22 protein-coding genes, 2 tRNA genes and 1 riboswitch are annotated in these 24,208 nt (G+C 72.0%); of the genes, 6 read left to right on the forward strand and 18 right to left on the reverse strand.

Annotation, left to right across the window (positions count from 1 at the left end):
• Positions 1-319: 319 nt before the first annotated feature.
• On the reverse strand, positions 320-910 hold the full coding sequence (locus tag AAH991_RS23815; RefSeq protein WP_346228115.1) for an Rv1733c family protein: 591 nt from the start codon (positions 908-910) through the stop codon (positions 320-322).
• A gap of 44 nt (positions 911-954) precedes the next feature.
• Positions 955-1,719: an enoyl-CoA hydratase/isomerase family protein gene (locus AAH991_RS23820; protein WP_346228116.1), complete on the reverse strand. Its 765-nt coding sequence runs from the start codon at positions 1,717-1,719 to the stop codon at positions 955-957.
• 113 nt (positions 1,720-1,832) lie between these two features.
• Here AAH991_RS23820 and AAH991_RS23825 point away from each other — a divergent pair, with 113 nt between their 5' ends.
• A complete protein-coding gene (locus AAH991_RS23825; protein ID WP_346228117.1) occupies positions 1,833-3,077 on the forward strand; it encodes a DUF5685 family protein in 1,245 nt (414 codons plus the stop codon).
• A gap of 61 nt (positions 3,078-3,138) precedes the next feature.
• Here AAH991_RS23825 and AAH991_RS23830 read toward each other — a convergent pair whose 3' ends face one another.
• Positions 3,139-4,179, reverse strand: a complete 1,041-nt coding sequence (locus AAH991_RS23830; protein ID WP_346228118.1) for a P1 family peptidase — start codon at positions 4,177-4,179, stop codon at positions 3,139-3,141.
• A gap of 81 nt (positions 4,180-4,260) precedes the next feature.
• Here AAH991_RS23830 and AAH991_RS23835 point away from each other — a divergent pair, with 81 nt between their 5' ends.
• Positions 4,261-5,829, forward strand: a complete 1,569-nt coding sequence (locus AAH991_RS23835; RefSeq protein WP_346228119.1) for a hypothetical protein — start codon at positions 4,261-4,263, stop codon at positions 5,827-5,829.
• 47 nt (positions 5,830-5,876) lie between these two features.
• Here AAH991_RS23835 and AAH991_RS23840 read toward each other — a convergent pair whose 3' ends face one another.
• From AAH991_RS23840 to AAH991_RS23865, 6 genes are all read right to left on the reverse strand, one after another.
• Complete coding sequence (locus AAH991_RS23840; RefSeq protein WP_346228120.1) at positions 5,877-6,932, reverse strand: mechanosensitive ion channel family protein; 1,056 nt, start codon at positions 6,930-6,932, stop codon at positions 5,877-5,879.
• A gap of 58 nt (positions 6,933-6,990) precedes the next feature.
• A complete protein-coding gene (locus AAH991_RS23845; RefSeq protein ID WP_346228121.1) occupies positions 6,991-7,995 on the reverse strand; it encodes a ribonucleotide-diphosphate reductase subunit beta in 1,005 nt (334 codons plus the stop codon).
• Entirely contained in the window at positions 7,992-10,217 is a 2,226-nt protein-coding gene (locus AAH991_RS23850) for a ribonucleoside-diphosphate reductase subunit alpha (protein WP_346228122.1), read from the reverse strand. The genes AAH991_RS23845 and AAH991_RS23850 overlap by 4 nt, the downstream gene beginning before the upstream one ends.
• Before the next feature lie 146 nt (positions 10,218-10,363).
• Positions 10,364-10,590: riboswitch (cobalamin riboswitch) on the reverse strand.
• Between the two features lie 45 nt (positions 10,591-10,635).
• Complete coding sequence (locus AAH991_RS23855; protein ID WP_346228123.1) at positions 10,636-11,574, reverse strand: Bug family tripartite tricarboxylate transporter substrate binding protein; 939 nt, start codon at positions 11,572-11,574, stop codon at positions 10,636-10,638.
• 144 nt (positions 11,575-11,718) lie between these two features.
• Entirely contained in the window at positions 11,719-12,186 is a 468-nt protein-coding gene (locus AAH991_RS23860; protein WP_346228124.1) for a hemerythrin domain-containing protein, read from the reverse strand.
• On the reverse strand, positions 12,186-12,815 hold the full coding sequence (locus AAH991_RS23865) for a PadR family transcriptional regulator (RefSeq protein ID WP_346228125.1): 630 nt from the start codon (positions 12,813-12,815) through the stop codon (positions 12,186-12,188). The genes AAH991_RS23860 and AAH991_RS23865 overlap by 1 nt, the downstream gene beginning before the upstream one ends.
• 79 nt (positions 12,816-12,894) lie before the next feature.
• Between AAH991_RS23865 and AAH991_RS23870 the strand changes: the two genes are divergently transcribed.
• Both AAH991_RS23870 and AAH991_RS23875 read left to right on the forward strand, forming a co-directional pair.
• A complete protein-coding gene (locus AAH991_RS23870) occupies positions 12,895-13,692 on the forward strand; it encodes an AraC family transcriptional regulator (protein WP_346228126.1) in 798 nt (265 codons plus the stop codon).
• 10 nt (positions 13,693-13,702) lie between these two features.
• A complete protein-coding gene (locus AAH991_RS23875) occupies positions 13,703-14,329 on the forward strand; it encodes a cysteine hydrolase family protein (RefSeq protein WP_346228127.1) in 627 nt (208 codons plus the stop codon).
• A gap of 84 nt (positions 14,330-14,413) precedes the next feature.
• Here AAH991_RS23875 and glmS read toward each other — a convergent pair whose 3' ends face one another.
• The 7 genes from glmS to AAH991_RS23910 all read right to left on the reverse strand — a co-directional run bounded on the left by glmS (position 14,414) and on the right by AAH991_RS23910 (position 19,917).
• The gene (gene glmS, locus AAH991_RS23880) at positions 14,414-16,231 is read right to left on the reverse strand and encodes a glutamine--fructose-6-phosphate transaminase (isomerizing) (RefSeq protein ID WP_169983290.1); all 1,818 of its coding nucleotides are present in this window, start codon (positions 16,229-16,231) and stop codon (positions 14,414-14,416) included.
• Between the two features lie 8 nt (positions 16,232-16,239).
• Positions 16,240-16,515: a hypothetical protein gene (locus tag AAH991_RS23885; protein WP_030505148.1), complete on the reverse strand. Its 276-nt coding sequence runs from the start codon at positions 16,513-16,515 to the stop codon at positions 16,240-16,242.
• A gap of 104 nt (positions 16,516-16,619) precedes the next feature.
• Entirely contained in the window at positions 16,620-17,441 is an 822-nt protein-coding gene (locus tag AAH991_RS23890; protein WP_346228128.1) for a hypothetical protein, read from the reverse strand.
• 19 nt (positions 17,442-17,460) lie between these two features.
• Positions 17,461-17,844 carry a hypothetical protein gene (locus tag AAH991_RS23895; RefSeq protein ID WP_346228129.1) on the reverse strand — a complete coding sequence of 128 codons (384 nt, stop codon included), beginning with the start codon at positions 17,842-17,844 and terminating at the stop codon, positions 17,461-17,463.
• Complete coding sequence (locus tag AAH991_RS23900; protein WP_346228130.1) at positions 17,769-18,395, reverse strand: hypothetical protein; 627 nt, start codon at positions 18,393-18,395, stop codon at positions 17,769-17,771. The genes AAH991_RS23895 and AAH991_RS23900 overlap by 76 nt, the downstream gene beginning before the upstream one ends.
• A 177-nt stretch (positions 18,396-18,572) precedes the next feature.
• Positions 18,573-19,211, reverse strand: coding sequence for a class I SAM-dependent DNA methyltransferase (locus tag AAH991_RS23905; RefSeq protein WP_346228131.1), 639 nt, complete (start codon positions 19,209-19,211; stop codon positions 18,573-18,575).
• A gap of 142 nt (positions 19,212-19,353) precedes the next feature.
• Complete coding sequence (locus AAH991_RS23910; RefSeq protein WP_346228132.1) at positions 19,354-19,917, reverse strand: DJ-1/PfpI family protein; 564 nt, start codon at positions 19,915-19,917, stop codon at positions 19,354-19,356.
• A gap of 187 nt (positions 19,918-20,104) precedes the next feature.
• On the opposite strand from AAH991_RS23910, the gene AAH991_RS23915 reads away from it, so the two are divergent.
• Both AAH991_RS23915 and AAH991_RS23920 read left to right on the forward strand, forming a co-directional pair.
• Positions 20,105-20,176, forward strand: a tRNA-Gly gene (locus tag AAH991_RS23915).
• A gap of 25 nt (positions 20,177-20,201) precedes the next feature.
• Positions 20,202-20,276: transfer RNA gene (locus AAH991_RS23920), tRNA-Val, on the forward strand.
• A 373-nt stretch (positions 20,277-20,649) separates the two neighbouring features.
• On the opposite strand, the gene AAH991_RS23925 is transcribed toward AAH991_RS23920, so the two are convergent.
• Both AAH991_RS23925 and AAH991_RS23930 read right to left on the reverse strand, forming a co-directional pair.
• Positions 20,650-21,459, reverse strand: a complete 810-nt coding sequence (locus tag AAH991_RS23925) for a hypothetical protein (protein WP_346228133.1) — start codon at positions 21,457-21,459, stop codon at positions 20,650-20,652.
• Positions 21,460-21,574: 115 nt separating this feature from the next.
• Positions 21,575-24,043 carry a molybdopterin oxidoreductase family protein gene (locus AAH991_RS23930; RefSeq protein WP_346228134.1) on the reverse strand — a complete coding sequence of 823 codons (2,469 nt, stop codon included), beginning with the start codon at positions 24,041-24,043 and terminating at the stop codon, positions 21,575-21,577.
• Positions 24,044-24,208: the final 165 nt, after the last annotated feature.

Raw genomic sequence — 24,208 nt, forward strand, 5'->3', positions numbered from 1 at the left:
TTGATTCCCGGTCGGTGATCAAGGCGTTGTCCGTCACTGTACGGCTGCGGCACCGTGCCCGGCGTAGGCAGTGGTGGTCAGAGCGGTTTCCGGTGACGACCGGCGCTCGCCGCACGTCCCGTCACTGAAACTTTCACCCGGCGGGACCTCCGGCCACACGAGCCGAGCCCGTCGGCGCCCGCGCGGCAACCGCTGAAACCCAGGGCTCAGCGTGGGGCTGCGTCATGGGCCCTGCGTCATGGGCCCTGCGTCATGGGCCCTGCGTCATGGGCCCTGCGTCATGCGCCCAGCGTCATGGGCCCTGCGTCGGTGGGCCCGCTCAGCGGCCGTTGATCCGCCACATGGGCTCGACCACGGTCCACTGGGCCTCCCACACCCCGCGGGCCCGGCGCTGGTTGACCAGGCGGGTGCAGGTGACCAGCAGCGCGAGGATCGCGGCGGCGGCCAGCGGCACGCCCGTGCCGACGGTCAGCGCGGCGACCACCGTGGTCTCCCGGTCCTGTGGCCGAGGTGCGATCACGCCTTGGTCGTCGGTCCAGATGCGCACCGTCTCGCCCGCCCGCCTGCTGGGGGGGACCTCGATGACCCCGGCCTTCGCCGTGCCGTCGGGGGCCACCCAGGCGGCCTGGGCGTGCCCGACCGCCGCTCCGGCCACCGACAGCCGGGGCGCCGTCACGTCACCTGTCAGCGTGGCGACGACCTGATGCCGGTCGCGCGCCTGCTGGGCCTCGGTCCTCAGGCCCTTGCCGTACTCGCGGATGCCGAGCATCACGCCGAGCACGATCGCGACCACGACTCCCAGCACCGCGGCAAGCCGGACCACCGCTTCGACCCGGTCACACCGGCGCCGAAGCGGATTCCTGTCCAGTCCCAGCCAGCGAGCGAACCTGGCGAATAGATTCTGCGACATCTCACACCTCACAGGGTCATTACCACTGCGAGTCCCGTTTATGCCTATTTTGCATCCCAAGAGAATCCAGGGGAACGCCCCTCCCGATATGCCCGGACACCTTCGGCCAATTCGCCGCTCTCTCGCGCCTCCCGCTGCCAGGCGCGCACCTCGGCCTCCCCGGCCCGGCCGTCGATGATCTGCTTGGCGGCCGTCAGCGTGAGCCGGGACCTGCCGGCCATCGTGGCCGCCAGGCCGTACACGCGCTCGCGCAGCTCCTCCGGCGGGCACACCTCGTCGACGAGGCCGGTGCGTACGGCGTGATCTGCGGTGATGAGCTCGGCCGAGAAGAGCAGGAGCTTCGCCGTGGCGGGCCCGGCGATCTCCGCGAGCCGCCGCGTGGAGCTGAGCGGGTAGACGATTCCGAGCTTGGCCGGGGTGACGCCGAAGCGGGCCCCGGCCGCCGCGACGCGCAGGTCGCAGGCGAGCGCGAGCTGGCATCCGCCGCCGACGCAGTATCCCTCGATCATCGCGATCACGGGTTTGGCAAAGGTCACCAGCGCGTGCTCGGCGACAACGGTGAGACCGGTGTCATCGTCTTTATCGCCAAGCTCATGAATTTCCGAAATATCGGCACCAGAACAGAAAGTTCCCCCGGCTCCGGTAAGGACGAGGACGCGTACCTTCGGGTCCGCGGCGAGATCCGCCAGGATTCCCGGCAGGGCCCGCCACATGGCCGCGGTCACGGCGTTGCGCTTGGCCGGCCGGTTGAGGGTGAGGGTGGCGACGTGCTCCTCGATGGTCAGTTCGAACCCGTCGGTAACTTCCATTCCTCGATTGTGCAGGCCGCCCGCACGGCTCCTCCGGCAGGGTCCCGGCCCTGATGGCATAATCGCCGCGCAACGGGATGATCCCGTACGCATGACCCCCAAGGAGTCTCTGGGTGTTCGGGATCCTCCGGCCGTGTGCCCGCCACTCCTGCCCGTCCGTCCACGAAGCCTGGCGCGCGCACCTGTGCGGGCTCTGCCTGACGTTGCGGGACCGGCACGGGCAGCTGGCCCGCATGGCGACCAACTACGACGGCCTCATCCTGTCCGTGCTGACCGAGGCCCAATCACGGGCCCGGCCCGAGGCCGGGGGCGGGCCGAACCGGCGCACCGCCGGGCCCTGCGCGCTGCGCGGCTTCCGCTCCGCGGAGGTGGTGCGGTCGGACGACCGGGGCGCCCGCCTGGCCGCCGTGGTCTCCCTGGCCCTCGCCGCCGGCAAGATCCGCGACCACGCGTCCGACGGCGACGGGATCGCGGCCCGGCGCGTGGCCGGCGTCCCGATGCGCGCGACGGCGACCTCCTGGGCCGCCGCCGCCCGGCGCGGCGCGGAGTCGATCGGCTTCGACACGACCGTCCTGACCGAGGTCTCCACCCGCCAGGCGCTGCTGGAGGCGTCCCCCGGGCGCGCCCTGCTGGAGGTCACCGAACCCACCGAGACCGCCGTTGCCGCGGCGTTCGCGCACACGGCGGTGCTCGCGGAGCGGCCGGGCAACGCCGAGAGCCTGCGCGAGGCCGGGCGCTTCTTCGGCCGCGTCGCGCACGTGATCGACGCGGTGGAGGACCTCGCCGAGGACCGGGCGCGCGGGGCGTACAACCCCCTCGACGCGACCGGCACCTCGCCCGCCCAGGCGCGGCGCGTGTGCGAGGAGGCGCTGCACGGGCTGCGCCTCGCCGTACGCGACCTCGATCTGGAGGATCGGCACCTGGTCGAGGCGCTCCTGTGCGGCGAGACCCGGCGTGCCGTCGACCGGGCGTTCGGGACGCGCGCCCACGGCGCCGCCTGCGCGACGCGCCGCGCGCCGGCCGGGGAGTCCCCCACGGCCCCGCCCGACGCCCCGCCGGAACCCCCCGGACAGCCCGGACAGCCCGGACAGCCGCCGGGCGTACTCCCGGGGATCGCGCTGACGGCCGCCGCCGGGGCGGCGATCTTCCTGACCTGCGGGCTCTACCGCCCCCCGTGGAGCACCTACCGGAACGCGCCGTGGCACGAGCGCTGCTTCTGCGACCGATGCGACTGCTGCCCCGACTGCTCGGGGTGCTGCGACGCCTGCTCGGCCTGCTCCGACTGCTGCTCCGGCGACGGCTGCTGCGGAGACGGCTGCTGCTGCGGGGACGGCTGCTGCTGCGACTGCGGCGCCTAGCCGTGGCCGCTGCCGGCTGCGACTGTGGCTGTGCCTGCGGCTGCGGCTGCGGCTGCGGCGCTCACGCGGGCGCGGTCCGGCCGGCCGCTCCCGGGAGCCGGTCGTAGGGGACCGCGTGGCTCGTCCGGCCGCGGAATCCGGTGGTGGTCGTCGCGGTGAACAGGGAGTTGAGCAGCGCCTCCTCGACCGCGTCCATGACCCCGGCGAAGACGGGGTTCAGCGCCTCGTCGGGCACGGGCGGAAGCCGCGGCGGCGCCGTGCTGAAGGCGATCGCGTAGTCGCCGCTGCCATGGGAGTACGACGCGCCCACCCGGCCCATCGCGAAGACCGCCCGGCGGGCGAGGCGGCCGAGCCGGCGCGCGTCGAGCGGCGCGTCGGTGGCCACCACGATCATGCAGGAGCCGCCGGCCTGCCCGTGCCGGACGGCCCCCGGGATGAGCTCGCCGACCGGCATCGGGACCCCGCGGACGGTCAGCACGCCGCCGAAGTTGGCCTGGACGAGCACGCCGACCGTGACCGGAGCCCCGTCCGCCACCTGCCGCCGGGAGGAGGTGCCGATGCCGGCCTTGAACCCCAGGGCCGTCGTCCCGGTCCCCGCTCCCACGCAGCCCTCCGCGGGCAGCCCGCCGGACGCGCCCTCCAGCGCGTCGAGAACATGCCGTCCGGTGATCGGGCGGCGCCGGATGTCGGACAGGAAGCCGTCGTTGGTCTCCCCCACCAGGGGATTGAAGGAGAGCCCGTCCGGGCGGCGGTCCATCAGATAGGTGAGCAGCGCGTCGGCGGCCCGGAACACCGACAACGTGGCGGTCAGGACGACGGGTGACTCCAGCACGCCGAGTTCGTCGACCTGGGTCGAGCCGACCAGCTTGCCGTACCCGTTGCCGGCGTAGACGGCCGCGGGCAGCCACCGGCGCCCGGCGATCAGCTGCCGCGGGACGACGGCGGTGACCCCGGTGTGGAGGCCGGCGCCGTCGTCGATCGTGGTGTGACCCACCAGGACCCCGTCGACGTCGGTGATCGCGTTCAGCGGCCCGGTCGGCGACGCGCCGACGACGACGCCCAGCGAGCGCGCCCGCACGCGCCCGTTCGGATGGTTGTCCATGTCGCTCCGTCCTCCTCGCTGTCACGCTCCGCGCGGTACGAGGGCCGGTCCCCCTTCGAAGATCGGCGATATCGTCGCCCCATGGGAAGATCACGGCCCCCCTTCCGCCGGCTCACCCCCGCCGAACGACGGCTGTGGGACGCCTACCCCACCGGCGCCTGGGTCGACCTCCGCCACGGCCGCGAGACGGACTCCTCCTCCGGCGGCTCATGGGGCCGCTCCCGGATGGTCCGGGCCGAGGTGATCTCCGCTCTGCTGCTCGACCGGACCGCCGGCGGATCGTCCTCGGTGCCGGGGGTCCGGCTCGCCGGGGCCCGGATCGTCGGCGACCTCAACCTGTCCGACGCCACGATCGAGACGAAGGTCCACCTGCTCGACTGCCACATCGCCGGGACGGTCTCGCTCGCCGACGCCAAGACCAGAGGCGTACGGCTGCGGCGCTGCGACGTCCTCCACTTCCGCGCCAGCCGGGCCACGGTCGACGGGCTCCTCGACCTCGACGGATCGGTCGTCCACGCGGGGGTGCGCCTGGACAACGCCCACGTGACCGGGCAGCTCCGGCTCTCCGGCACCCGGTTGGGCACCCCCGGCGCCATGCCGTACCGATCGCCGGCGGCGCCCCCGTGGGAGCTGGGCGGCTGGAACGGCCCGGAGGGATCGGAGGAGCCGCGGACCTGGGAGTCGGTCGCGCTGTGGGCCGGCGGGCTCGTGGTGGACGGCAGCGCCTTCCTGCGCGACATGCGGGCCACCGGCGGGCTGCGGCTGATCGGCGCACGCTTCTCCAGCGGGCTCTACCTCGAGGGCGCCGTCGTCAGGGGGGACGGCACCCCCGCCGTCCACGCCGACCACCTGCAGGCCGCCGCGGCCGAACTCGGCGCGGGGTTCACCGCCGACGGCACCGTACGGCTGCGCGGCGCGCGCATCGGCGGGGTCCTGTCGTTCCACGGCGCGGTGCTGCGCGCGCCGGACCGGGTGCTGCACCTGAGCCACATGCAGGCCGACGAGCTCATCCTGCTGCCCGAGTCGATCGAGGGCGAGGTCAACCTCGGCTACTCCCGCCTGGGGGTGTTGTTCGACCGCCCGGAGAGTTACCCGGGCCACGTCCGGCTCAACGGGCTGACGTACGAGTCGCTGCGCGGGCCCGCGACCCTCGCGGACCGGCTCTCCTGGCTGCGGCGCGACCCCGGAGGCTACCTGCCCCAGCCGTACGAGCAGCTGGCGGCCTACTGCCGCCGCATCGGGCACGAGCCGGACGCGCGCCGGGTGCTGCTGGCCCGGCAGCGGGCGCGGCGGCGGACGCTGCGGCTGCCCGGGCGGCTGTGGGGCCGTCTGCTCGACGGGCTCGTCGGGTACGGCTACCGGCCCTGGCTCGCCGGCCTGTGGGCCGTGCTGCTCCTCGCCACGGGCACGGCGATCTTCACGCAGTGGCCCCCACACCAGATCGGGCTGGACGAGTCGCGCCACTTCAACGCGTTCGTCTACACGCTCGACCTGCTCGTCCCGGTGAGCGTGTTCGAGCAGCGGGGCGCCTGGGAGCCGGCCGGATGGACCCAGTGGCTGGCGAACGGGCTCGTCGCGGCCGGATGGATCCTCGCGACCGCGCTCATCGCGGGCGCGAGCAGGCTCCTGCGCCCGTCCAGCACCCCCTGACGCGCCGCCGGTCCCACGGGCCCGGTTCGAGAGGCCGGACGAGGCGCTCAGCGAGCCGGGGTTTCGAGGCGCAGGCGCGGCAGGCTCTCGGGGTACTTCTCGCGGATGAACTTCACCAGGTGCTCCCGGATGTCGCAGCGCAGGTCGAAGGCGCTCGCCGAGTCGGCCGCGCTCATCAGCGCGCGCAGCTCGACCAGCCCCTCCGGGGTGATGTCGGTGACCTGCAGCGTCCAGTCCTTCTGGTCCCACAGCGGGTTGTCGCGCAGCGCCCGGTAGAGCTCGGTGCGGACCTCCTCGACGGGGATCGACCAGTCCACGCGGAGGTAGACGCTGCCGAGGATGCGGCTCTCGTGGCGCGTCCAGTTCTCGAAGGGGTTGCCGGTGAAGTAGGACACCGGCAGGATGAGCCGCCGCTCGTCCCACAGGCGCAGCGCCACGTAGGTGAGCGTCAGCTCCTCGATCCGGCCCCACTCGTCCTCCACCACGACCACGTCGTCGAGCCGCAGCGCGTCGCTGAAGGCCAGTTGCAGCCCGGCCAGCATGTTGCCGAGCGTGGACTGGGCCGCGATGCCGCCCACCACGCCGGCGATCCCCGCGGAGGCGAGCAGCCCCGCGCCCAGGGCCCGCACCTGCGGGAACGTGAACAGCATCGCCCCCAGCGCGAGCACCACGACCACCGCCGCCGACACCCGGCGCACCAGCGCGATCTGGGTGCGGATGCGCCGGGCGCGGCGGTTGCGCTCGCCCTCGACCCGCGTGAGCCGGTCGAGGACGACGTCGGTCACCGCGTACGCCGCCTGGATCAGCAGCCAGGTCACGCAGACGATCAGCAGCAGCGAGAGGATCTGCTGGAAGCCGCGCGAGTCCGACCCGGGCATGTCCGGGTCGTAGGCGGCCTTGACGGTCCCCACCACCGCCGACGCGAAACCCGGCCAGGTGCACCGGCGCGCGAACGGCCCGGCGAGCGCCCATCGCTCCCCTATGAGGCGTGATTTCAGCACCCGCCGGACCAGCTCCACCGCGACGATCGCGGCGGTCACGGCGATCGCCAAGGTCGCCCAGTTCCACGCTGCCGCTGTGACGGCGCCCCCTGTCGTCGTCATGGGGTTCCCTTTGCCCCTTATGGAAGCGCCGAAAACAGACAGATAAGAAACAGGCGGATCAGAAGGCTTCGTCGAAGCTGACGTCGCCCTCGACGGCCACCTGGTAGGCCGAGACCCGGCGCTCGAAGAAGTTCGCCAGCTCCTGCACGTCCTGGAACTCCATGAACGGGAAGGGGTTGTCGGTGCCGTACCGGACGGGCAGGCCGAGCCGGGCGAGCCTGCGGTCGGCGACGTACTCCAGGTAGCACCGCATGTTGCCGGCGCTCATCACGCCGTGCCCGTCGCCGCACAGGTCGCGGGCGAAGGCGAACTCGGCGGCGACCGCCTCCTCCATCATCCGCGTCACCTGGGCCGCCAGCTCGTCGTCGAACAGGTCCGGCTCCTCGCGGCGTACGGTGTCCACCACGTCGAAGGCGAACTCCATGTGCATCGACTCGTCGCGGAACACCCAGTTGGTGCCGGTCGCCAGGCCGCCGAGCAGGCCGCGCGAGCGGAACCAGTAGACGTACGCGAAGGCGCCGTAGAAGAACAGTCCCTCGATGCAGGCGGCGAAGCAGATGAGGTTGAGCAGGAAGGCCCGCCGGTCCTCCCGGGTCTCCAGCCGGCTCAGCTCGCTGATCGAGTCGATCCAGCGGAAGCAGAACTCGGCCTTGTCGCGGATCGACGGGATGTGCTCGACGGCGGCGAACGCCTTGACCCGCTCGTCGTGGTCGGGCAGGTAGGTGTCCAGCAGGGTCAGGTAGAACTGAACGTGCACCGCCTCCTCGAACAGCTGCCGGCTCAGGTAGAGCCGCGCCTCGGGGGCGTTCACGTGCTGGTAGAGGTTCAGCACCAGGTTGTTGGCCACGATCGAGTCGCCGGTCGCGAAGAACGCCACGAGCCGGTTGATCAGGTGCCGCTCCCCCTCGTCGAGGGTCGCGAGGTCGGCGAGGTCGGAGCCGAGGTCGACCTCCTCGACCGTCCAGGTGTTCCTGATCGCCGCGCGGTACCTCTCGTAGAACCCGGGGTAGCGCATCGGGCGCAGGGTCAGGTCCATGCCCGGGTCGAGCAGCATCGTTCTCATTGGCATGCCTCGCAGATCTCGGGGTTCTCAAGGGAGCAGGCGACGGCCTCACTGGGAGTGACGGCCGGAACGGTCGTCTGGGCGATCCGCGTCGCCGGACGGGAGCGCAGGTAGTAGGTGGTCTTCAGGCCCGACCGCCAGGCGTAGGCGTACATCGACGAGAGCTTGCCGATGGTGGGGGCGGCCATGAAGAGGTTGAGCGACTGCGACTGGTCGATGTACGGCTGCCGCGCGGCGGCCATGTCGATCAGCGCCTTCTGGGGAAGCTCCCAGGCGGTGCGGTAGAGCGTCTTGAGCTCGCCGGGGATGGCAGGGATGTCCTGGATCGAGCCGTCGTTGAGCTTGATCGCGTCGCGCATCGGCCGGCTCCACAGGCCCAGCGACTGGAGGTCACGGACGAGATACCGGTTGACCTGGAGGAACTCGCCCGACAGCGTCTCCCGCTTGAAGACGTTGGACACCTGCGGCTCGACGCACTCGTAGCAGCCGGCGATCGAGGCGATCGTGGCCGTCGGCGCGATCGCGACCAGCAGGGAGTTGCGCAGCCCGGTCTCCGCGATCCTGGCCCGCAGCGCCGCCCACTCCTCCGGGTGCGCCGGGGAGCACGGGTAGTGGTCCGGGTGCAGGACGCCGCCCGCCGCCCGCGTCTGCTCGTACGCCGGGTGGCGCCCGCGCTCGACGGCCAGGTCGGCCGAGGTGCCGTACGCCGCGAGCGCGATCTCCTCGGCGATGCGGGTGGACAGGGCCAGCGCCTCGGGCGAGTCGAACGGCAGGCGCAGCGCGAAGAACACGTCGGCGAGGCCCATGACGCCCAGGCCCACCGGCCGCCACTTCCGGTTGGCCGCCTCCGCCTCCGGCGTCGGGTAGAAGCCGAGGTCGATCGTCCGGTCCAGGAACCGTACGGCGGTGCGGACCGTGGCGCGCAGCCTGCCGAAGTCGACGGCGTCGCCCCCGGGGGTCAGGTGCGCCGCGAGGTTGACCGAGCCGAGGTTGCACACGGCCGTCTCGCCGTCGCTGGTGACCTCCAGGATCTCGGTGCACAGGTTGGACAGGTGGATGACGTTGCCGGGCAGCGCGGTCTGGTTGGAGGTGCGGTTGGCGGCGTCCTTGAACGTCATCCAGCCGTTGCCGGTCTGGGCGAGCGTGCGCATCATCCGGGCGTACAGGGCGCGGGCCGGCACCTGCCGGACGTATCGCCCGGCGGCCTCCAGCTCGCGGTAGCGGGCGTCGAAGGCCTCACCCCACAGATCGGTCAGCTCGGGGGCCTCCTTGGGGTCGAACAGCGACCACGTGCCGTCCGCCTCGACCCGGCGCATGAACTCGTCGGGCACCCAGTTGGCCAGGTTGAGGTTGTGCGCGCGGCGCGACTCCTCACCCGTGTTGTCGCGAAGCTCCAGGAACTCCTCGATGTCGGCGTGCCAGGTCTCCAGGTAGACGCACGCGGCGCCCTTGCGCCTGCCGCCCTGGTTGACGGCCGCCACCGACGCGTCGAGCGTGCGCAGCCAGGGGACGATGCCGTTGGACAGGCCGTTGGTGCCCCGGATCAGCGAGCCGCGCGAGCGCACCCGCGTCCAGGCGACGCCGATGCCGCCGGAGTACTTCGACAGCCGGGCCACCTGGCCGTACCGCTCGTAGATGCTCTCCAGCTCGTCGCGGGGCGAGTCGAGCAGGAAGCACGACGACAGCTGCGGGCGGCGCGCGCCCGAGTTGAACAGCGTCGGCGAGCTGGGCAGGTAGGCCAGCGTGGACATCAGGCCGTACAGCTCGGCCGCCTCGGCCGCCGTCGCAGACAGGCCGCAGGCGACCCGCAGCAGGAAGTGCTGCGGGCGTTCGAGCACGCGCCGGGTGACCGGGTGGCGCAGCAGGTAGCGGTCGTAGACCGTGCGCAGCCCGAAGTACTCGAACCGGTCGTCGGCCGCCGGGTCGATCAGCTCGTCCAGCGCGTCGGCCTCGCGGGCCACGAACGCGGCGACGGCGTCGCCCAGCAGCCCGGCGGCATGGGCGGCCGCGACCGACTCGGAGAACGCGCGCACCCCCTCGGCCGCCGCCTCCTCCGCGATCAGCCCGCTCAGCAGCCGGGCGGCCCGGCGCGAGTTCTCCGGGTCGGCGATGACCCCGGCCGCCGCCTCCTCGATGGCCTGCCACACGGTCGCCGCGTCCCGCGTGCCGCCTTCCCCTGACACGGGGTCCGCGGACGCGGAGACCGGGTCGGTGATCGTCATCAGATGCCCTCTCCTCGTCGTCTCGTGGCCCGGCCGGACCGGAGGAGGGGCATGCCGCGGCGCACGCGCACAGAGGCCAGCGGGTGGCCCGTGCCGTGGCGGCCGGCGGCGAGCCCTCCCTCGGGGCCCGGCGCGGGGCGCGCGCTCATGCGCGCGCGTCACCGGCAGGTCTTCGGACTCGCGGGCGTCCGGCCGGGCTCGCGCCCGCCGGTCCTACTGGCCGTCGCTTCCCGGGCGCGCTCGCGCCCAGTGCTCGTACACAGCGCAGTGCTGTTGACGGCGGTCGTTCCCGCTCACCGCTGCGGGGCAGCCCCGGATTCACACCGGGTTCCCTCTTGCCTCACCAAGGTGAACCAGCGACGCGATGGATCCTACATCTTGTGGCCCTTCTCGCAACCGCCCCCACAAGTTGTGTTTTTCAGCGGAGTCCGAGATCATTGAGCAGCAGGGCAGTCCGGCGCGCCTCGCCGGTCAGCCATTGCCGGAAGTCGTCGCCGTCGAGCCACATCGGCGTCCAGTCGTTGCGTTCGCACAGGCTCCGCCAGCCCGGGGTCGCGGTGACGGCCCGGCACAGGTCGAGCAGGGCGTCCGGCCCGGGCGTGCCCGGCGGGGCGACCAGCCCGGTCCAGTCGGCGTACACGACGCGCACGCCCGACTCCGACAGCGTCGGCGCGTCCAGCCCGGGCAGCCGCTCGGCGGAGGAGACGGCGAGCGGCCGCAGCCGTCCGGCGCGGACGTGGGGGGCGACCTCGCGCCTGCTGCCGAACCCGAGCGCGAGCCGCCCGTCGAGGACCGCGGCGACGGCCTGCGCCCTGCTGCCGAACGCGACGTAGTCGAGCAGCCGCGGGTCGGCCCCGAGGCCCTGCGCGGTCATGCCGAGCAGCAGGTGCTCCGGACCCCGATCGGCGCCGCCGGCCACCCTGACGCCGCCCGGGTCGCGCAGCAGCGCGGCGGCGAACTGCTCGAACGTGCGGTAGCCCGACCCGGGCGAGGCGACCAGCACCTCCCACTCCCCCGCCAGCCGCGCGAGCGGGACGGCCCTGGCGACCAGGAGCGGGTCGCGGGCCAGCGCGCAGGCGGCGAGCAGCGCGGAGTCGGCGACCACCAGGCCGGTCCACGCCCCGGCCCGCCGGCCGAGGGCCGCCCCGCCTCCGGTCTCCCATCTGATCCGTACGGCCCGGGCCCAGCCACGCCCCTCGACGAGGGCCTTGAACCCGGCCGCGACGCCGTCCCCGCACCCGCCCGGCGGACGGGGGACGGTCAGGGACAACTCCCCCCACCGGCGCGGCGGCGCCTGGACGCCGCACGCGCCCGCGAGGGCCAGGACCCCCAGCGCGAGGACCGTACGGCGTCGCATGTCGGCACCCTCCTGCCCGAAGAGTCCCTTACACGCACAGACTATGAGTAACTACACCATGTCACCACATAACGGACGTTAGGGCTGCGGCGATCGATGGATGCTTCTCGCGGCGGAAGGCGGTTCGGGCCGTCGCCGTACCGCTCAAACGTCGCCGAGCATGCGGCCCCTGTCACCGGCTCGCGCCCGGAACTCCTGCAACGCGGGGTTCAGCGACCGCTCCTCGTCGGCGAAGTGGGCGTTCATAACGGACTTGATCTCATTGATCCGCACGAGCAGCCGCTCCGGAGAGGACTCGCCCGAGTCCAGGCACCGCTGGAAGTCCGCAAGGAGCCGTGCGAGCCGGCGGTGGTCGCGGGCCAGGCGTTCGATCACGGGCCGCAACTGCGGCGCCTGCGCCAACAGGGCGGGAAAGAAGCCGTCGTCCTCACTGCGATGGTGACCGCCCAGGGCGGCGCAGAAGGTGTAACAGCGGGCACGCAGGTCGGGCTTGATCGCCTCGACCTGCTTGCCGGCGAGGAGGGACACCCTGACCCGGTCCAAGGCCCGTTCGAGTCGATGATGGGCGTTCTGCAGTTCGAGGTCCCAGGCGTGGACGCGGTCGCGTGGCATCAGGCGTCCCTTCCTCGGGGCTCCCCTTGCGAGGCCGTGTCGCGCTCCCGGCCGAGCCGCCGGGGGGCCGGGTCCTTCCGCGCCCTCTCGTCGGCGAGCAGTCCGGGCAGGTGTGACACCAGCTCCCGGTGCCAGGCGATCTCGGCGCGCAGCCGGACGACCCGGTGCCGCATGGCGAGGGTCTCCGCCGGGGTCAGGTAGCGCGCGACCGTCCCGGCGTGGGCTTCGTACTCGGCGAGCATGGTTTCCAGGGAGGCGACCCTGGCGTCGATGATCGCGGGCAGGTCTTCACGGTGCTGCGGATCCAGCCGGGTCAGGACGAGGTCGAACGGATCGGGCCTGAGGACGATCTCGCGCAGCCCGCTCAGCCGCAGCGACGAGAGCGCCCGCGCGCCGGCGTCGGTGATCTGCCAGACCTTGCGTTCGGGGTACGCGCCGACCTGCTCGGTCCTCACCGGCTCGATCAGCCCCTCCGCGGCCAGGCGCTTGATCGCCCCGTAAAGGCCGCCGACGGTGATGTCGGTCCACATGTCGAGGCGCTCCTCCTCGAACAGGAGGCGCAACTGGTGGCCGTGCATGGGGCCGCGCTCGCGCAGAGCGCCGAGAATGAAAATCCGGATGGATGACACACGACTAGTCTCGCGCGAGTAGCAGCCCTGATCAACACCTGTGATCCGGAACCGGAACGGCGTCCGATACAAAGGCAGCATGGAGGACGTCGTCGAGCACCGTTATGGCCGGGACGACATGCGACTGGTGACGGCGTCCTTCCGCGCCCATCGCTTCGTCCCGCACGCGCACAGCGAGTACGCCGTCGCGGCGATCGAGCGTGGGGTGGAGGCCGTCCGCTACCGCGGCGCCACCGAGCACGCGGGCGCCGGCAGCCTGCTCCTTCTCGACGCGGACACCATCCACGCCGGCCGTCCCGGCATCGCCGAGGGCTGGGACTACCGGGTCTTCTACCTCCCGCCGGCGCTGCTGGCGGAACTCGCCGGGCACCGGCCCACCTTTCCCGTGCCGACCCCGCACGACCCGCGTCTGGCCGCCCGCCTGATCCGGCTGCACCGCCGCGGAGACCAGGACTGCCTGGCCGCGCGGGAGGAATTCGAAGCGCTGTGCACCGAGATCCTCGTCCGCTACACGCGCCGCGGAATCGCCCCGACGCCACCGGCACCCGTCGCGAAGGTGCAGCGGCACCTGGCCGCCGACCTTCTGCGCACCCCGCCCCTGGACGAGCTCGCGAATGTGGCGGGCCTGCCCCGATTCCAGCTGCTGCGCGCCTTCCGCCGCGAAACCGGCGTCACTCCGCACGGCTACCTGCTCCAGCTACGCCTGCGCCGTGCCCAGCAGCTCCTGACCGCCGGGCACACCGTGGCGCGCGCGGCCGCCGAGAGCGGCTTCTACGACCAATCGCATCTGCACCGCCACTTCCGCCGCACGTTCGCCGCCACCCCCGGCCGGTTCGCGCGCAACGACGTACAAGACCGGTACGGCTCGCGCGCCTAACGTCTCCGGCGTGGACGAATACACCAGCCCCGAGTTCTCCCGCAGCGCTCTGCTCACCATCGACCTGCAACGCGACTTCGTCGCCGGAATCGCCGGCACCGCCGAGGCGCTGCCCGCGGTCCGGCGTCTGACGCATGCGTTCCGCCAGGCGGGGCGCCCCATCGTGCACATCGTGCGCCTGTATCTGCCCGACGGCAGCAACGCCGACCTGTGCCGGCGAACGCTGCGCGGCACGGTCAACCCGCACTCACCGGGTTCCCGGCTCGCCGACGGGCTGGCGCCCGGAAGCGTGCTCGACCCGGACCTGCTCCTGGCGGGACACGCGCAGGAGGTCGGCCCGGACGAGCACATCCTGTACAAACCCCGCTGGAGCGCCTTCTTCCGCACCCGGCTGCTGGAACACCTCGCCGAACGCGCCGTGAGCACGGTGGTCGTCGCCGGCTGCAACTACCCGAACTGCCCGCGTTCCACGCTCGTCGACGCCACCGAACGCGACCTGCGCACTGTCGCCGTCCGCGACGCGCTCTCCGGCTGGACCGCCGACGCGGACCGCGAGATGACCGGCATGGGCATCGTCTGCCTGGACACGAGCGAGGTCGTCGCCGCCATCCGATCGCACGCGACGTTCCCGGCTTGACCGTCGAGTCCCCGGCCCGGGCGCCCCTGACGCCGTACGGCCCGCGCCGGGCGGGCGCGAGCCGTACGGGAAGGAAGGTGGGTTCTACTCGACCGTCACGCTCTTGGCGAGGTTGCGCGGGCGGTCGACGTCGCGGCCGAGCGCGACGGCGGCGTGGTAGGCGAACAGCTGCAGCGGGATCGTCAGCAGGATGGGGTCGAGCTCGACCTCGTTCTTGGGCACCACGATGCAGTCGTCGGCGGCCTCGGAGGTGCGGTGGCCGACCATGAGGATGCGCCCGTGCCGGGCCCGGATCTCGCCCAGCGTGGTGAGGTTCTTGTCCAGCAGCTCGTCGTCCGGGACGATCGCGACCGTCGGCAGCTCGGGGCTGATCAGCGCGAGCGGGCCGTGCTTGAGCTCGCTCGCCGGGTACGCCTCGGCGTGGACGTAGGAGATCTCCTTGAGCTTCTGGGCGCCCTCGCGGGCCACGGGGTAGCCGCGCACCCGGCCGACGAACATCATGCCCGGCGAGTCGGCGTACTTCTTCGCCAGCTCCCTGATCCGGTCCTCCAGCGTGAGGATCTCCTTGATCTGCTCGGGCAGCCGGCGCAGGCCCTCGCAGATCCTGCGGCCGTCGGCCGGCGACAGGTCCCGTACGCGGCCGAGGTGCAGGGCGAGCAGCGCGAACGCGACGGCCGTGGAGGTGAACGCCTTGGTCGAGGCCACCGAGACCTCGGGACCGGCGTGCAGGTAGATGCCGCCGTCGGTCTCCCTGGCGATGGCGCTGCCGACGGTGTTGACGATGCCGAGCACCCGGCCGCCCTTGCGCTTGAGCTCCTGCACCGCCACGAGCGTGTCGTACGTCTCACCCGACTGGCTGATCGCGACGTACAGCGTGTCGGGCTCCACGACGGGGCTGCGGTAGCGGAACTCGGAGGCGGGCTCGGCGTCGGCGGGGATGCGGGCCAGCTCCTCGATGAGCTGCGCGCCCATCTGCCCCGAGTAGTACGCGGACCCACAGCCGATGATCTTCACGCGGCGGAAGGAACGGATCTCGCGGGCGTCCATGTTGAGGCCGCCGAGGTGGGCGATGTGGAACCGGTCGTCGATGCGGCCGCGCAGCGTGCGGGCGACCGTGTCGGGCTGCTCGGAGATCTCCTTGAGCAGGTAGTGCTCGTAGCCGCCGTTGTCGTAGTGCCCGGCGTCCCAGTCGACCGTGAACGGCTCCTTGGCCGTCTCCCTGGCGTCACTGGTGAACGTGTTGAACCCGTCGGCCTTGATGACGGCCAGCTCGCCGTCCTCCAGGTGGACGACCTGGCGCGTGTAGCGGATGAGCGCGGCGACGTCGGAGGCGGCGAACATCTCCTTCTCGCCGAGGCCGAGCACGATCGGGCTGCCGTTGCGGGCCACCACGATCTCGCCGGGGCGCTGCTCGTCGATGACGGCGATACCGTACGTGCCGACCACGCTCTTGAGCGCCCGCAGCACGGCCTCCCGCAGCGACTCGGTCTCCTTGACCATCCGTCCGATGAGCTGCGAGAGCACCTCGCTGTCGGTCTCGCTCTCGAACTTCACGCCCTCGCCCTCCAGGCGGCGGCGCAGCTCGTCGGCGTTCTCGATGATGCCGTTGTGCACGACGGCGATGCGCTGCTCCTGGTCGAGGTGCGGGTGCGCGTTCACGTCGCTCGGCGCGCCGTGGGTGGCCCAGCGGGTGTGCCCGATGCCGATCGTGCCCTTGAACTTGGCGGGAACCGCCGCCGCCAGGTCGGCGACCCGGCCCTTGACCTTGCGCGTCTTGAGGCTCTTGGCGTTCACGACGGCGAGGCCGGCCGAGTCGTAGCCCCGGTACTCCAGCCGCTGGAGACCTTCGAGCAGGATGGGTGCCGCATCCTTCGGCCCGACGTAAGCGACGATTCCGCACATAACCGCTCCTATCCGTAAACGATCCGCCGGAGCTGGCGCAGGGTCAGCTCCGGTGCCGCGACACGTCTTCCCGCGAGCTCGGCGGAGATTCTGGGGAAGATCTGGTCGTTGGTCAGCCCCCTCGACTTGAGTTCGCCGTGGCGGCGCCGCACGTACTCTTCCGCGGGCTCGCCGAAGTACGCCAGAACGTCGGCCACCACGCGGGCCGCCTCCCCCGGCCCCAGCGACGTGGTCCGGGTGAGGTGGCCGATCAGGTCCTCGAAGGGATGCCGTGCCGTGGACACAGAGCAGGACCCTAACGCAGTACCGCTGCCGACTAACAAGTTTCCTGCCCGTTTTCGGGCAGGATCAGTCCCGGAAGCCGTCCGGCGGCATCTCAGCGGTCGCCTCAGCCGTTGACCGCGATGTCGGCCACGCTGAAGGACAGGACTTGGGGGTCGTCGGCGAGGGGCAGCAGGTCCACGGGCCATCCGCTGAGGACGAAGCCGTGCACGCCCCGGCCGGGGAGGCTTTTCAACGCGTCCAGGTTCAGTCCGAAGGCGGTCAGCGACTTCTCGTCGCCCGGCCCGAGCAGAGAGATCCAGGTCTCGAACTCCTTCGTGAGCGACGACTCGGCGCCCGACGAGCACCAGGCGTCGAAGCCCCGGGAGTCGCAGTACTTGGAGCCGTCCCAGGAGAGAGGCTTTCCGTTGGGCCCGGTGGAGAACAGCAGCACGTCCGGTGTCCTGCCGGCGACCTTCACCACCTCGGACTCGGAAAGCGGCTCGCGCAACCCGACGACGACCTCGGACCTGACGGACGGGCCGAGCGACCGCAGCACACGGCGCGCCTCCCGCCTCTCGTCCTCATCCTGGAGCGGGTTAGCGCCGAGCTTCACGAGCGCGCCCGTCAGGCTCGACCCGCTCAGGTTCATCGAGACGTGCGCGGCGTCCTCGACGTCGTCGAGCCGCGTACTCCAACCCCCGTACTCCGAGCCGGAGGAGGGCGACGGCCGTCGGGGTTCGATGGTGGTCCAACCGTCGGCAGAGCCGAAGCCCTCGGCTCCACCGGATTGGATCACGCGGTAGTCGGGATTGGTCACAGAAAGGAGGTTTCTCCAGACCGCGACCGCGTGCCCGTCATTCGAGCGCGCGGAGGACCCGCCGACCCCCATCACCGTCATGACCGTCATCACCGCCAGTCCGACGAGCAGCGTCCGCTTTTCTCGCATTCGCACCCGCTCATTCATCTCACACGACCCGCCGATGCGGAACGCGCTCGGACCGAAGAATCCGGTCGTATTCGAGCTGGCCGCCTGCCGCGCCGCCGGCAGGTGAACGTCTTGCCTGTCGATTCCCGGCGCTGCGCCGGCCCGATGGCCGCGGTACAGCCTCAACGACACGGATGTCGCGCACCGCGGGCTTTGCGAGCAGGCCCAGCAAATCTTTCTTCGTCATCCAGTTGACCACGAAACCGTACACATGGCCGTCCGCGGCGGCCTTGCGCAAGGCGCCCGGATCAAGGCCGAGTCTGCGCAGGTTGGGACGATCGTCGTCGGTCAGCAGGCCGACCCACTGCTGGAACTGCTTCGTCGCGGAGTGGTCGTCGCAGCCATCCAGACCGCGTCCGCACAACTGTCGAGAGTCGACCAGAAAATGGGCTTGGTCCCAGGACCCGCCGGAGACATCAAAAAGTACTTGTCCCAACCTTGAGGGCCGAACCCGTACGGATTCATCTCGTCGATCAGGTCCGGCTCCGCGAGAGGCTTCGCCAGTTCCACCAGGGCCGTCGCCCACATCGCGTCCCCGAGCTCGCCGATCTCCTGTTCCGCCGCCTTCTTCACAGCCGGATCCGGCCCCTGGCCGCCGGCGAATTCTCGCAGATACCTCGTCAAATCCGTGCTGGGGAACGAGGGCACGACGGTGAGATCGCCCAGCGGGTTCTCCACCACGTCCTGCCGTCCGCTCGAACTGCCGGAGGACTGGCGCTCGACGGACAGAGGAAGAGTGAGGGAGAACATTCCCTCCGGCGGCTGCAAGCGCACCCGATATTCCGGATGGGCGACCCGCGTCGCGTTCCCGACAACCGCCAGCATCCGGTGTGCGCGCCGGGCGGACGTCGAGACGAACCACACCGCGGCCCCGCCCAGCGCCACGCATATCGCGACAGCGAGCAGTCCGGCCACTCGCGAACCCCGGAAACGCGCAGGAGCCGGGTCAGGGATCCCAGCGGCTTTTCCTGCCGCCGTAATCGCTGGAACTCGCACGGCCACCTCCGTCACCGGCCATCCGGAACACTTCAGGCACCGCGGGACCCTAACCCATTTCGCGTACGCTCGGATTTACGGTCGCGCCGAAGGCGTTTATTTCCGGCGCAGCAGCAGACGGCCCTGGCGGAAGCGCCCGCCTTCGAGGGGTTCGCGCAGCATCCGTGCGATCTCGGTGAAACCCGCCTCGCGGGCCAGTTCGGCGAGGTCGTCGATGGGCCAGCGATACGCCGGCGCCGCCTTGTGGTCGAACTCCGACACCGGACCGTCCTCGGCTTCGTAGAAGCCGAGGAGGAGGATGCCGCCGGGGGCCAGTACGCGGCGGAACTCGGCGAAGTACGGCGGCAGTTCCCGCGGCGGGGTGTGGATGACCGAGTACCAGGACAGGATGCCGCCCAGCTCGCCGTCGGCGAGGTCGAGCGCGTCCATGGACCCGACCTCGAAGCGCAGATCGGGATAGGCCGCACGGGCGAGCTCGATCATCCTGGGCGACAGGTCGACGCCGAAGACGTCCAGTCCCAGGTCGCGCAGGTGCGCGGTCACATAGCCGGGACCGCAGCCGAGTTCGGCCACACGCCCGGCGCCGGCGGCCTGTACGGACTCGGCGAACGCGGCGAACATCGCGCGGTCCAGCGGCAGGCGGCCGAGCGAGTCCCGGAAGAGATCGGCGTAGAGGTCGGCGACGGCGTCGTACGCCTCCGCCGTCGCGGTGAGGTAGGCAGCGGGTTCGGTCATGGCGGGCGACTCTAGTGCCTCGGCCAACGCCCCGCTGATCACCGGGACGGCTCGCCCCGCTGGCCGCCGGCCGCGCCGACGGGGTGAAAGCCGGGGCGGATCAGGAGCCCTGATCCGCCCCCTCGGCCGGTCGGTGTGGTGATCAGGTCGCCGGGGCCGCGGTGCGCAGCACCTTCATGAACTCGCGCATCCACGCCGGGTGGTCCGGCCAGGCCCGCCCCGTCACGAGGTTCTGGTCGACGTGGGCCTCGCTGTCGACCCACGTGCCGCCGCCGCTCTCGACGTCGAGCGCGCAGGCCGGGTACGCGCTGCTCTCCCGGCCCTTGAGCACTCCGGCCGCCGCGAGCACCAGCGGCCCGTGACAGAGCGCGGCGATCGGCTTCCCGGCGGCGGCGAAGTGGCGGACGATCTCCTGGACGTCCCGGTCGCCGCGGATGTACTCGGGCGCGCGCCCGCCCGGGATCACCAGCGCGGCGTACTCGTCCGGGTTCACGTCGGCGAAGGCCACGTCGGCCGCCCAGGTGTGGCCCGGCTTCTCTGTGTAGGTGTCGAAGCCCTCGGCGAAGTCGTGCACCACGAACTGGAGCTTCTTGGCGGACGGCGCGGCGATGTGCGTCTCGTAGCCCTCCTCCAGGAGTCGCTGGTAGGGATACATCACCTCCAGGTCCTCGGCCGCGTCACCCGTGATGATGAGCACCTTCGCCATGACGGAACCCCCTCCTTCGTACGGTCGCGGCCTCATCCTGCGCACGGCCTCCCCGGCGGGTCAACGTCTCGCCCCACTTCGGTCACGGCCGCGCGTCCGCGTACGGGATCGGGGGAGGTTGGCACCGGCACCCCCGGGAATCCGCTAGAGTTGTTCACGCGTCGCCGGGGAAACCCGAGCGATGGCTGCGGAAGTGGCTCAGTGGTAGAGCATCACCTTGCCAAGGTGAGGGTCGCGGGTTCGAATCCCGTCTTCCGCTCGGAGCCCGGACCATATCCGGGCACGGACGATTAGCTCAGCGGGAGAGCGCTTCCCTGACACGGAAGAGGTCACTGGTTCAATCCCAGTATCGTCCACCACTATTCGAAGGCCGGATCCGGAATCAGCGGATCCGGCCTTCGGCGTTCCGGACCCTGAAGACCATGAAATGGCCGGGTGATGGCAACGGGGCCGTAGGCCGGCCCCCTCTCCGCCTACCGCGGAGCTCCACCCGTGGCGGCGCCGGCCGCTGACATACGGCCGGCACCGCCGGTGAAATCGCGGCAGCCCGATCACCGGGACAAAACTCTGCCGCCGTCACCGGTACGGCCCCCGCCATTGAGCACCGGTGTCACGATGGGCGCGGCCGGCTCCCCTGCCGGTTCCAGCACCGAGATAATCTTCTACCAATTGCCCCGTGCGTGCACAATCAATTTACTCCGGAAATCTTACGACTCTCATCTAGATTTCTTCTTAATGACGGACTTTGTCGTCGTTTTCCGAACGCGGGACGGCGAGCACCTGCGGCGCGGCCCGGTGCATCCGGGTACGCAGCCAGAGCAGGTGGACGGCCGTCTCGGGGGCGCAGTGGCGGGTGAGATCGAGCAGGTCGTCGTCTCTCAGCCCGCGGGCGGCCTGCGCGAGCACGCTCCAGGACAGATCGCACTCCGTCGCGAGGAGATACAGCCCGTGCAGGTCCCGCAGCAGCACGAGGCCGCCGCCGTCCCCGCCGCCCCGCCCCGATGTCACACGCGGGCGCCGTGCCGCCCCGGGGTCCGGGCCCTCCATGCCCGCCCGCTCCATGCCCGCCCGCTCCATGCCCGCCCGCTCCATGCCCGCCCGCTCCCGTTCCGCGGCCGCGCGGACGACCCGCTGGAGGTCGGCCGCCTCCAGGCCCGCGGCGTCGAAACCCCCCGCGTCGAAACCGCCCGTGTCGAAACCCCCCGCGTCGAAACCGCCCGTGTCGAAACCCACAGCGTCGAGGGTCCCGGCGTCGAAGCTCGCGGTCTCCAGGCGCGGCGCCTCGAAGCCCGGCGGTCGCAGCCCCGCCGTCCTCGGCTCGGCCCCGATCGCACGCGGATCGCGCGGTCCGCCGGAGCGGTACCGCCGCAGGAATGGCTTCAGCCGCTCGGCGTGGTCGCGGCACTGCGCGGCCAGCCGCTCGCAGACGCCGCACAGGTCGGGCTCGCGGGGATGGCCGCGCCGCAGCGCGCGGAACCCCGACGCCAGCTCGTGCTGCGTGCGGGAGAGCGTCTCCAGGTAGCGCGCCAGATGCTCGCTCACGGAGCGCCCCACCCGCGGTCCGCGTCCCCCCCGGCGGTGCGTGTGCGCGCAGGGACCATCTCTCGTCGCTTCCTTCCGGTAGGCCGACCCACCTCATCTCCGGCGAATGCGGACGTCAGACCTCCTCGTACCGCTCCGGCGCCTCCCCTCCTCCCGCTGCGGCCGTCACCTCGGGCCGTGCGGTCACACCGCGGCCGAGGCGCGCGGCGGCGGAGCAGAGGCCCTCCTCCAGCGAGGCGTCCCCGCGCCGCCCGGCCCTCACCAGCCGGACCGCCACGGCCGTGCGCAGCGGCCGGCGGGACACCGCGTCCCAGGCGGTGAGCGTGAGCTCCTCCGCCGTCCGTGTCACGGCCTCGCCCTGTCCGTCGAGCAGCAGGACCACGGCTCCGGGGCGTACGCCCGACAGGCGCGCGACGGCCTCCAGCACGCCCAGGGGCGACTCGACCCGGACGAGGTCGCCGCCCTCGACGCCCAGTGCCGCCGCGTCGCCCGGATGGACCTCCAGGCACGGCCCGGGCAGAGTGTCGCCGAGCCGCGCCAGCCGGGCGGGAAAGCGGCGCAGCGCCCGGCGGGTGGTGAGGACCAGGGGGTGCTCGTCGTCGGCGACCTCGGCGGACGGCTCGAATTCGGCGGCGTGGAGGAAGGCCCGTCCCCCGGGGTCCACGGTGCGGTACCGCTCCTCGCCGTACTCGGCCCCCGTGGCGAGGTCGGCCCCGAACGTCTGGCAGTGGCCGGGGCCGGTGGCGAAGCGCCCTCCGGCGTACAGGCGCTCGACGCCCTGGGAGCTGGAGGGCGCGCAGGGCCACTGGACGCCACCGGCCCGCAGCCGCTCGTAGGTGATCCCGGTGTGGTCGCACGGACGGCCCCTGGTGCACGCCTTCCACGCCTCGAACGCCGACTCGGCGTCCGTCCAGTGCACGAGCGGCCGGCCGTCCCGGTCGCGCAGGTCCATCCGCCGCGCGTAGTCGAGCAGGATGTCGAGGTCCGTCCTGGCCTCCCCCGGCGGTTCGACCGCCTTCTCGCACAGGTGCACCGTGCGGTCGGCGCCGGTGACGGTGCCGGTCCTCTCTCCCCAGGCCGCCGCCGGGAGCACCACGTCGGCCAGCCGCGCGGTCTCGGTCAGGTACGGATCCTGGACCACGACGAACAGGTCCTCCCGGCCGAGGATCCGGCCGAGGCCGGGCATCGTGGCCGCGGGATCGGACGCGGTGATCCACAGCAGCCCGACCGACCCTTCCTCGGCGTACCTGAGGATCTGGCCGGCGTGCGTGGCGGGCCCCCAGTGCGGGATGACGGCGGGGTCGACGTTCCACAGGTCCGCCAGCTCGCGTACGTGCCCCGTGTCGGCCCAGTTGCGCAGCCCGGGCAGGTCCGCGGCCGAACCCGCCTCCAGCGCGTCGCACCCGGGCCCGCCGAGCTGGAACAGCCCGGCCCCCGGACGGCCCAGCATGCCGCGCAGCAGGTGGACGTTGTTGACCTGGCAGGCCGCGGCGGTCGCCTGGTTGGAGCCCAGGAAGTCCCGGCCCACCGTCGACACCAGCCGCTCGGCCGCGCCCAGGATCTCGGCGGCCTGCTCGATGAGCGCGACCGGCACCCCGCAGATCTCCGCCGCCCGTTTGGCGGGGTACGCCTCGACGGTTCGCCACAGGTGCTCGAAGCCGACGGTGTGCGCGGCGACGTACGCCGCGTCGTGCCAGCCGCCCGCGATCAGTTCGTGCAGCAGTCCGTTGAGCAGCGCCACGTTGGTGCCGGGACGCACGTCGAGGTGGACGTCGGCCTCCCCGGCGGCCGCCGTTCCCTCGGGCCCGACCACGATCATGGCGGGCGGTCCGGGCCCGAGCCGCCGGTCGAGCATCCGCTCCCACAGCACGGGATGGGTGGCGGCGCAGTCGTGCCCCCACAGCGCGAGCGCGTCGCAGTGGTCCACGTCGGTGTAGGAGCCGGGCTGTCCGTCGGCGCCGAAGCTCGCCGCGAGCGCGGCCGCGGCGGCCGCCGCGCCCCAGCGGGTGTCGCCGTCCATGTGCGGGGTGCCGATCCCCGCCTTGCCGATGACCGCGAGGGTGTAGTGCTCCTCCAGGAACAGCCGCGTGCCCGTGTGGAAGGCGAGACGGCCCCAGCCGCCGGGGCGGGCGAGCAGCTCCCTCGACCTCGCGACCACGCGGTCCATCGCGGCCTCCCATGTGGCCTCGACCAGCCGCCCGTCCTCGCGGACCAGCGGGCGGGTCAGCCGTCCCGCGCGCGGCTGCCAGGCGTGCCACTCCCGGGGGTCGAGCCTGCCGTGGTTGACGCGGTCGCCGGCCCGGCCGCGTACGCCGGCCACGCGGCCGCCGCGCACCGCGAGGTCGATGGCGTTGTCGCCCCAGCCCGCCGCCGACACGGCGCGGGCCCAGTGCTCGACCTGCTGCTCGGTGAGGCCGTCCTCCAGGAACACGTCCACCCGCACCGGCCAGGGGCTGCCGAGACGGATGACCGAAGGGAGCGCGTCGCGCATGTGGCTCGGCAGGGCCGCCGCCAGCCGCTCCACCGCGTCGGGAGGTCCGTACGGCGTGCGCCGCCCCCTGGGATCGGCGATCCGGTCCAGCACCTGGCACCTCCGCGGTGGCGATGTGTGAACGACGCGTCCCGTACCCGGTGCCATGCTCCCCTGATCCCGGAATCGCCCGAACTGACCGGTTCCTTTTCGAATACTTTCCAGAAGGGGTTAATGCCGAGCTGCTACCCCTGTACGCTCTGTTGATCTGTAAAGTGC

Source organism: Microbispora sp. ZYX-F-249, from assembly GCF_039649665.1.
In the GTDB taxonomy this organism is placed as follows: Bacteria; Actinomycetota; Actinomycetes; order Streptosporangiales; family Streptosporangiaceae; genus Microbispora; species Microbispora maris.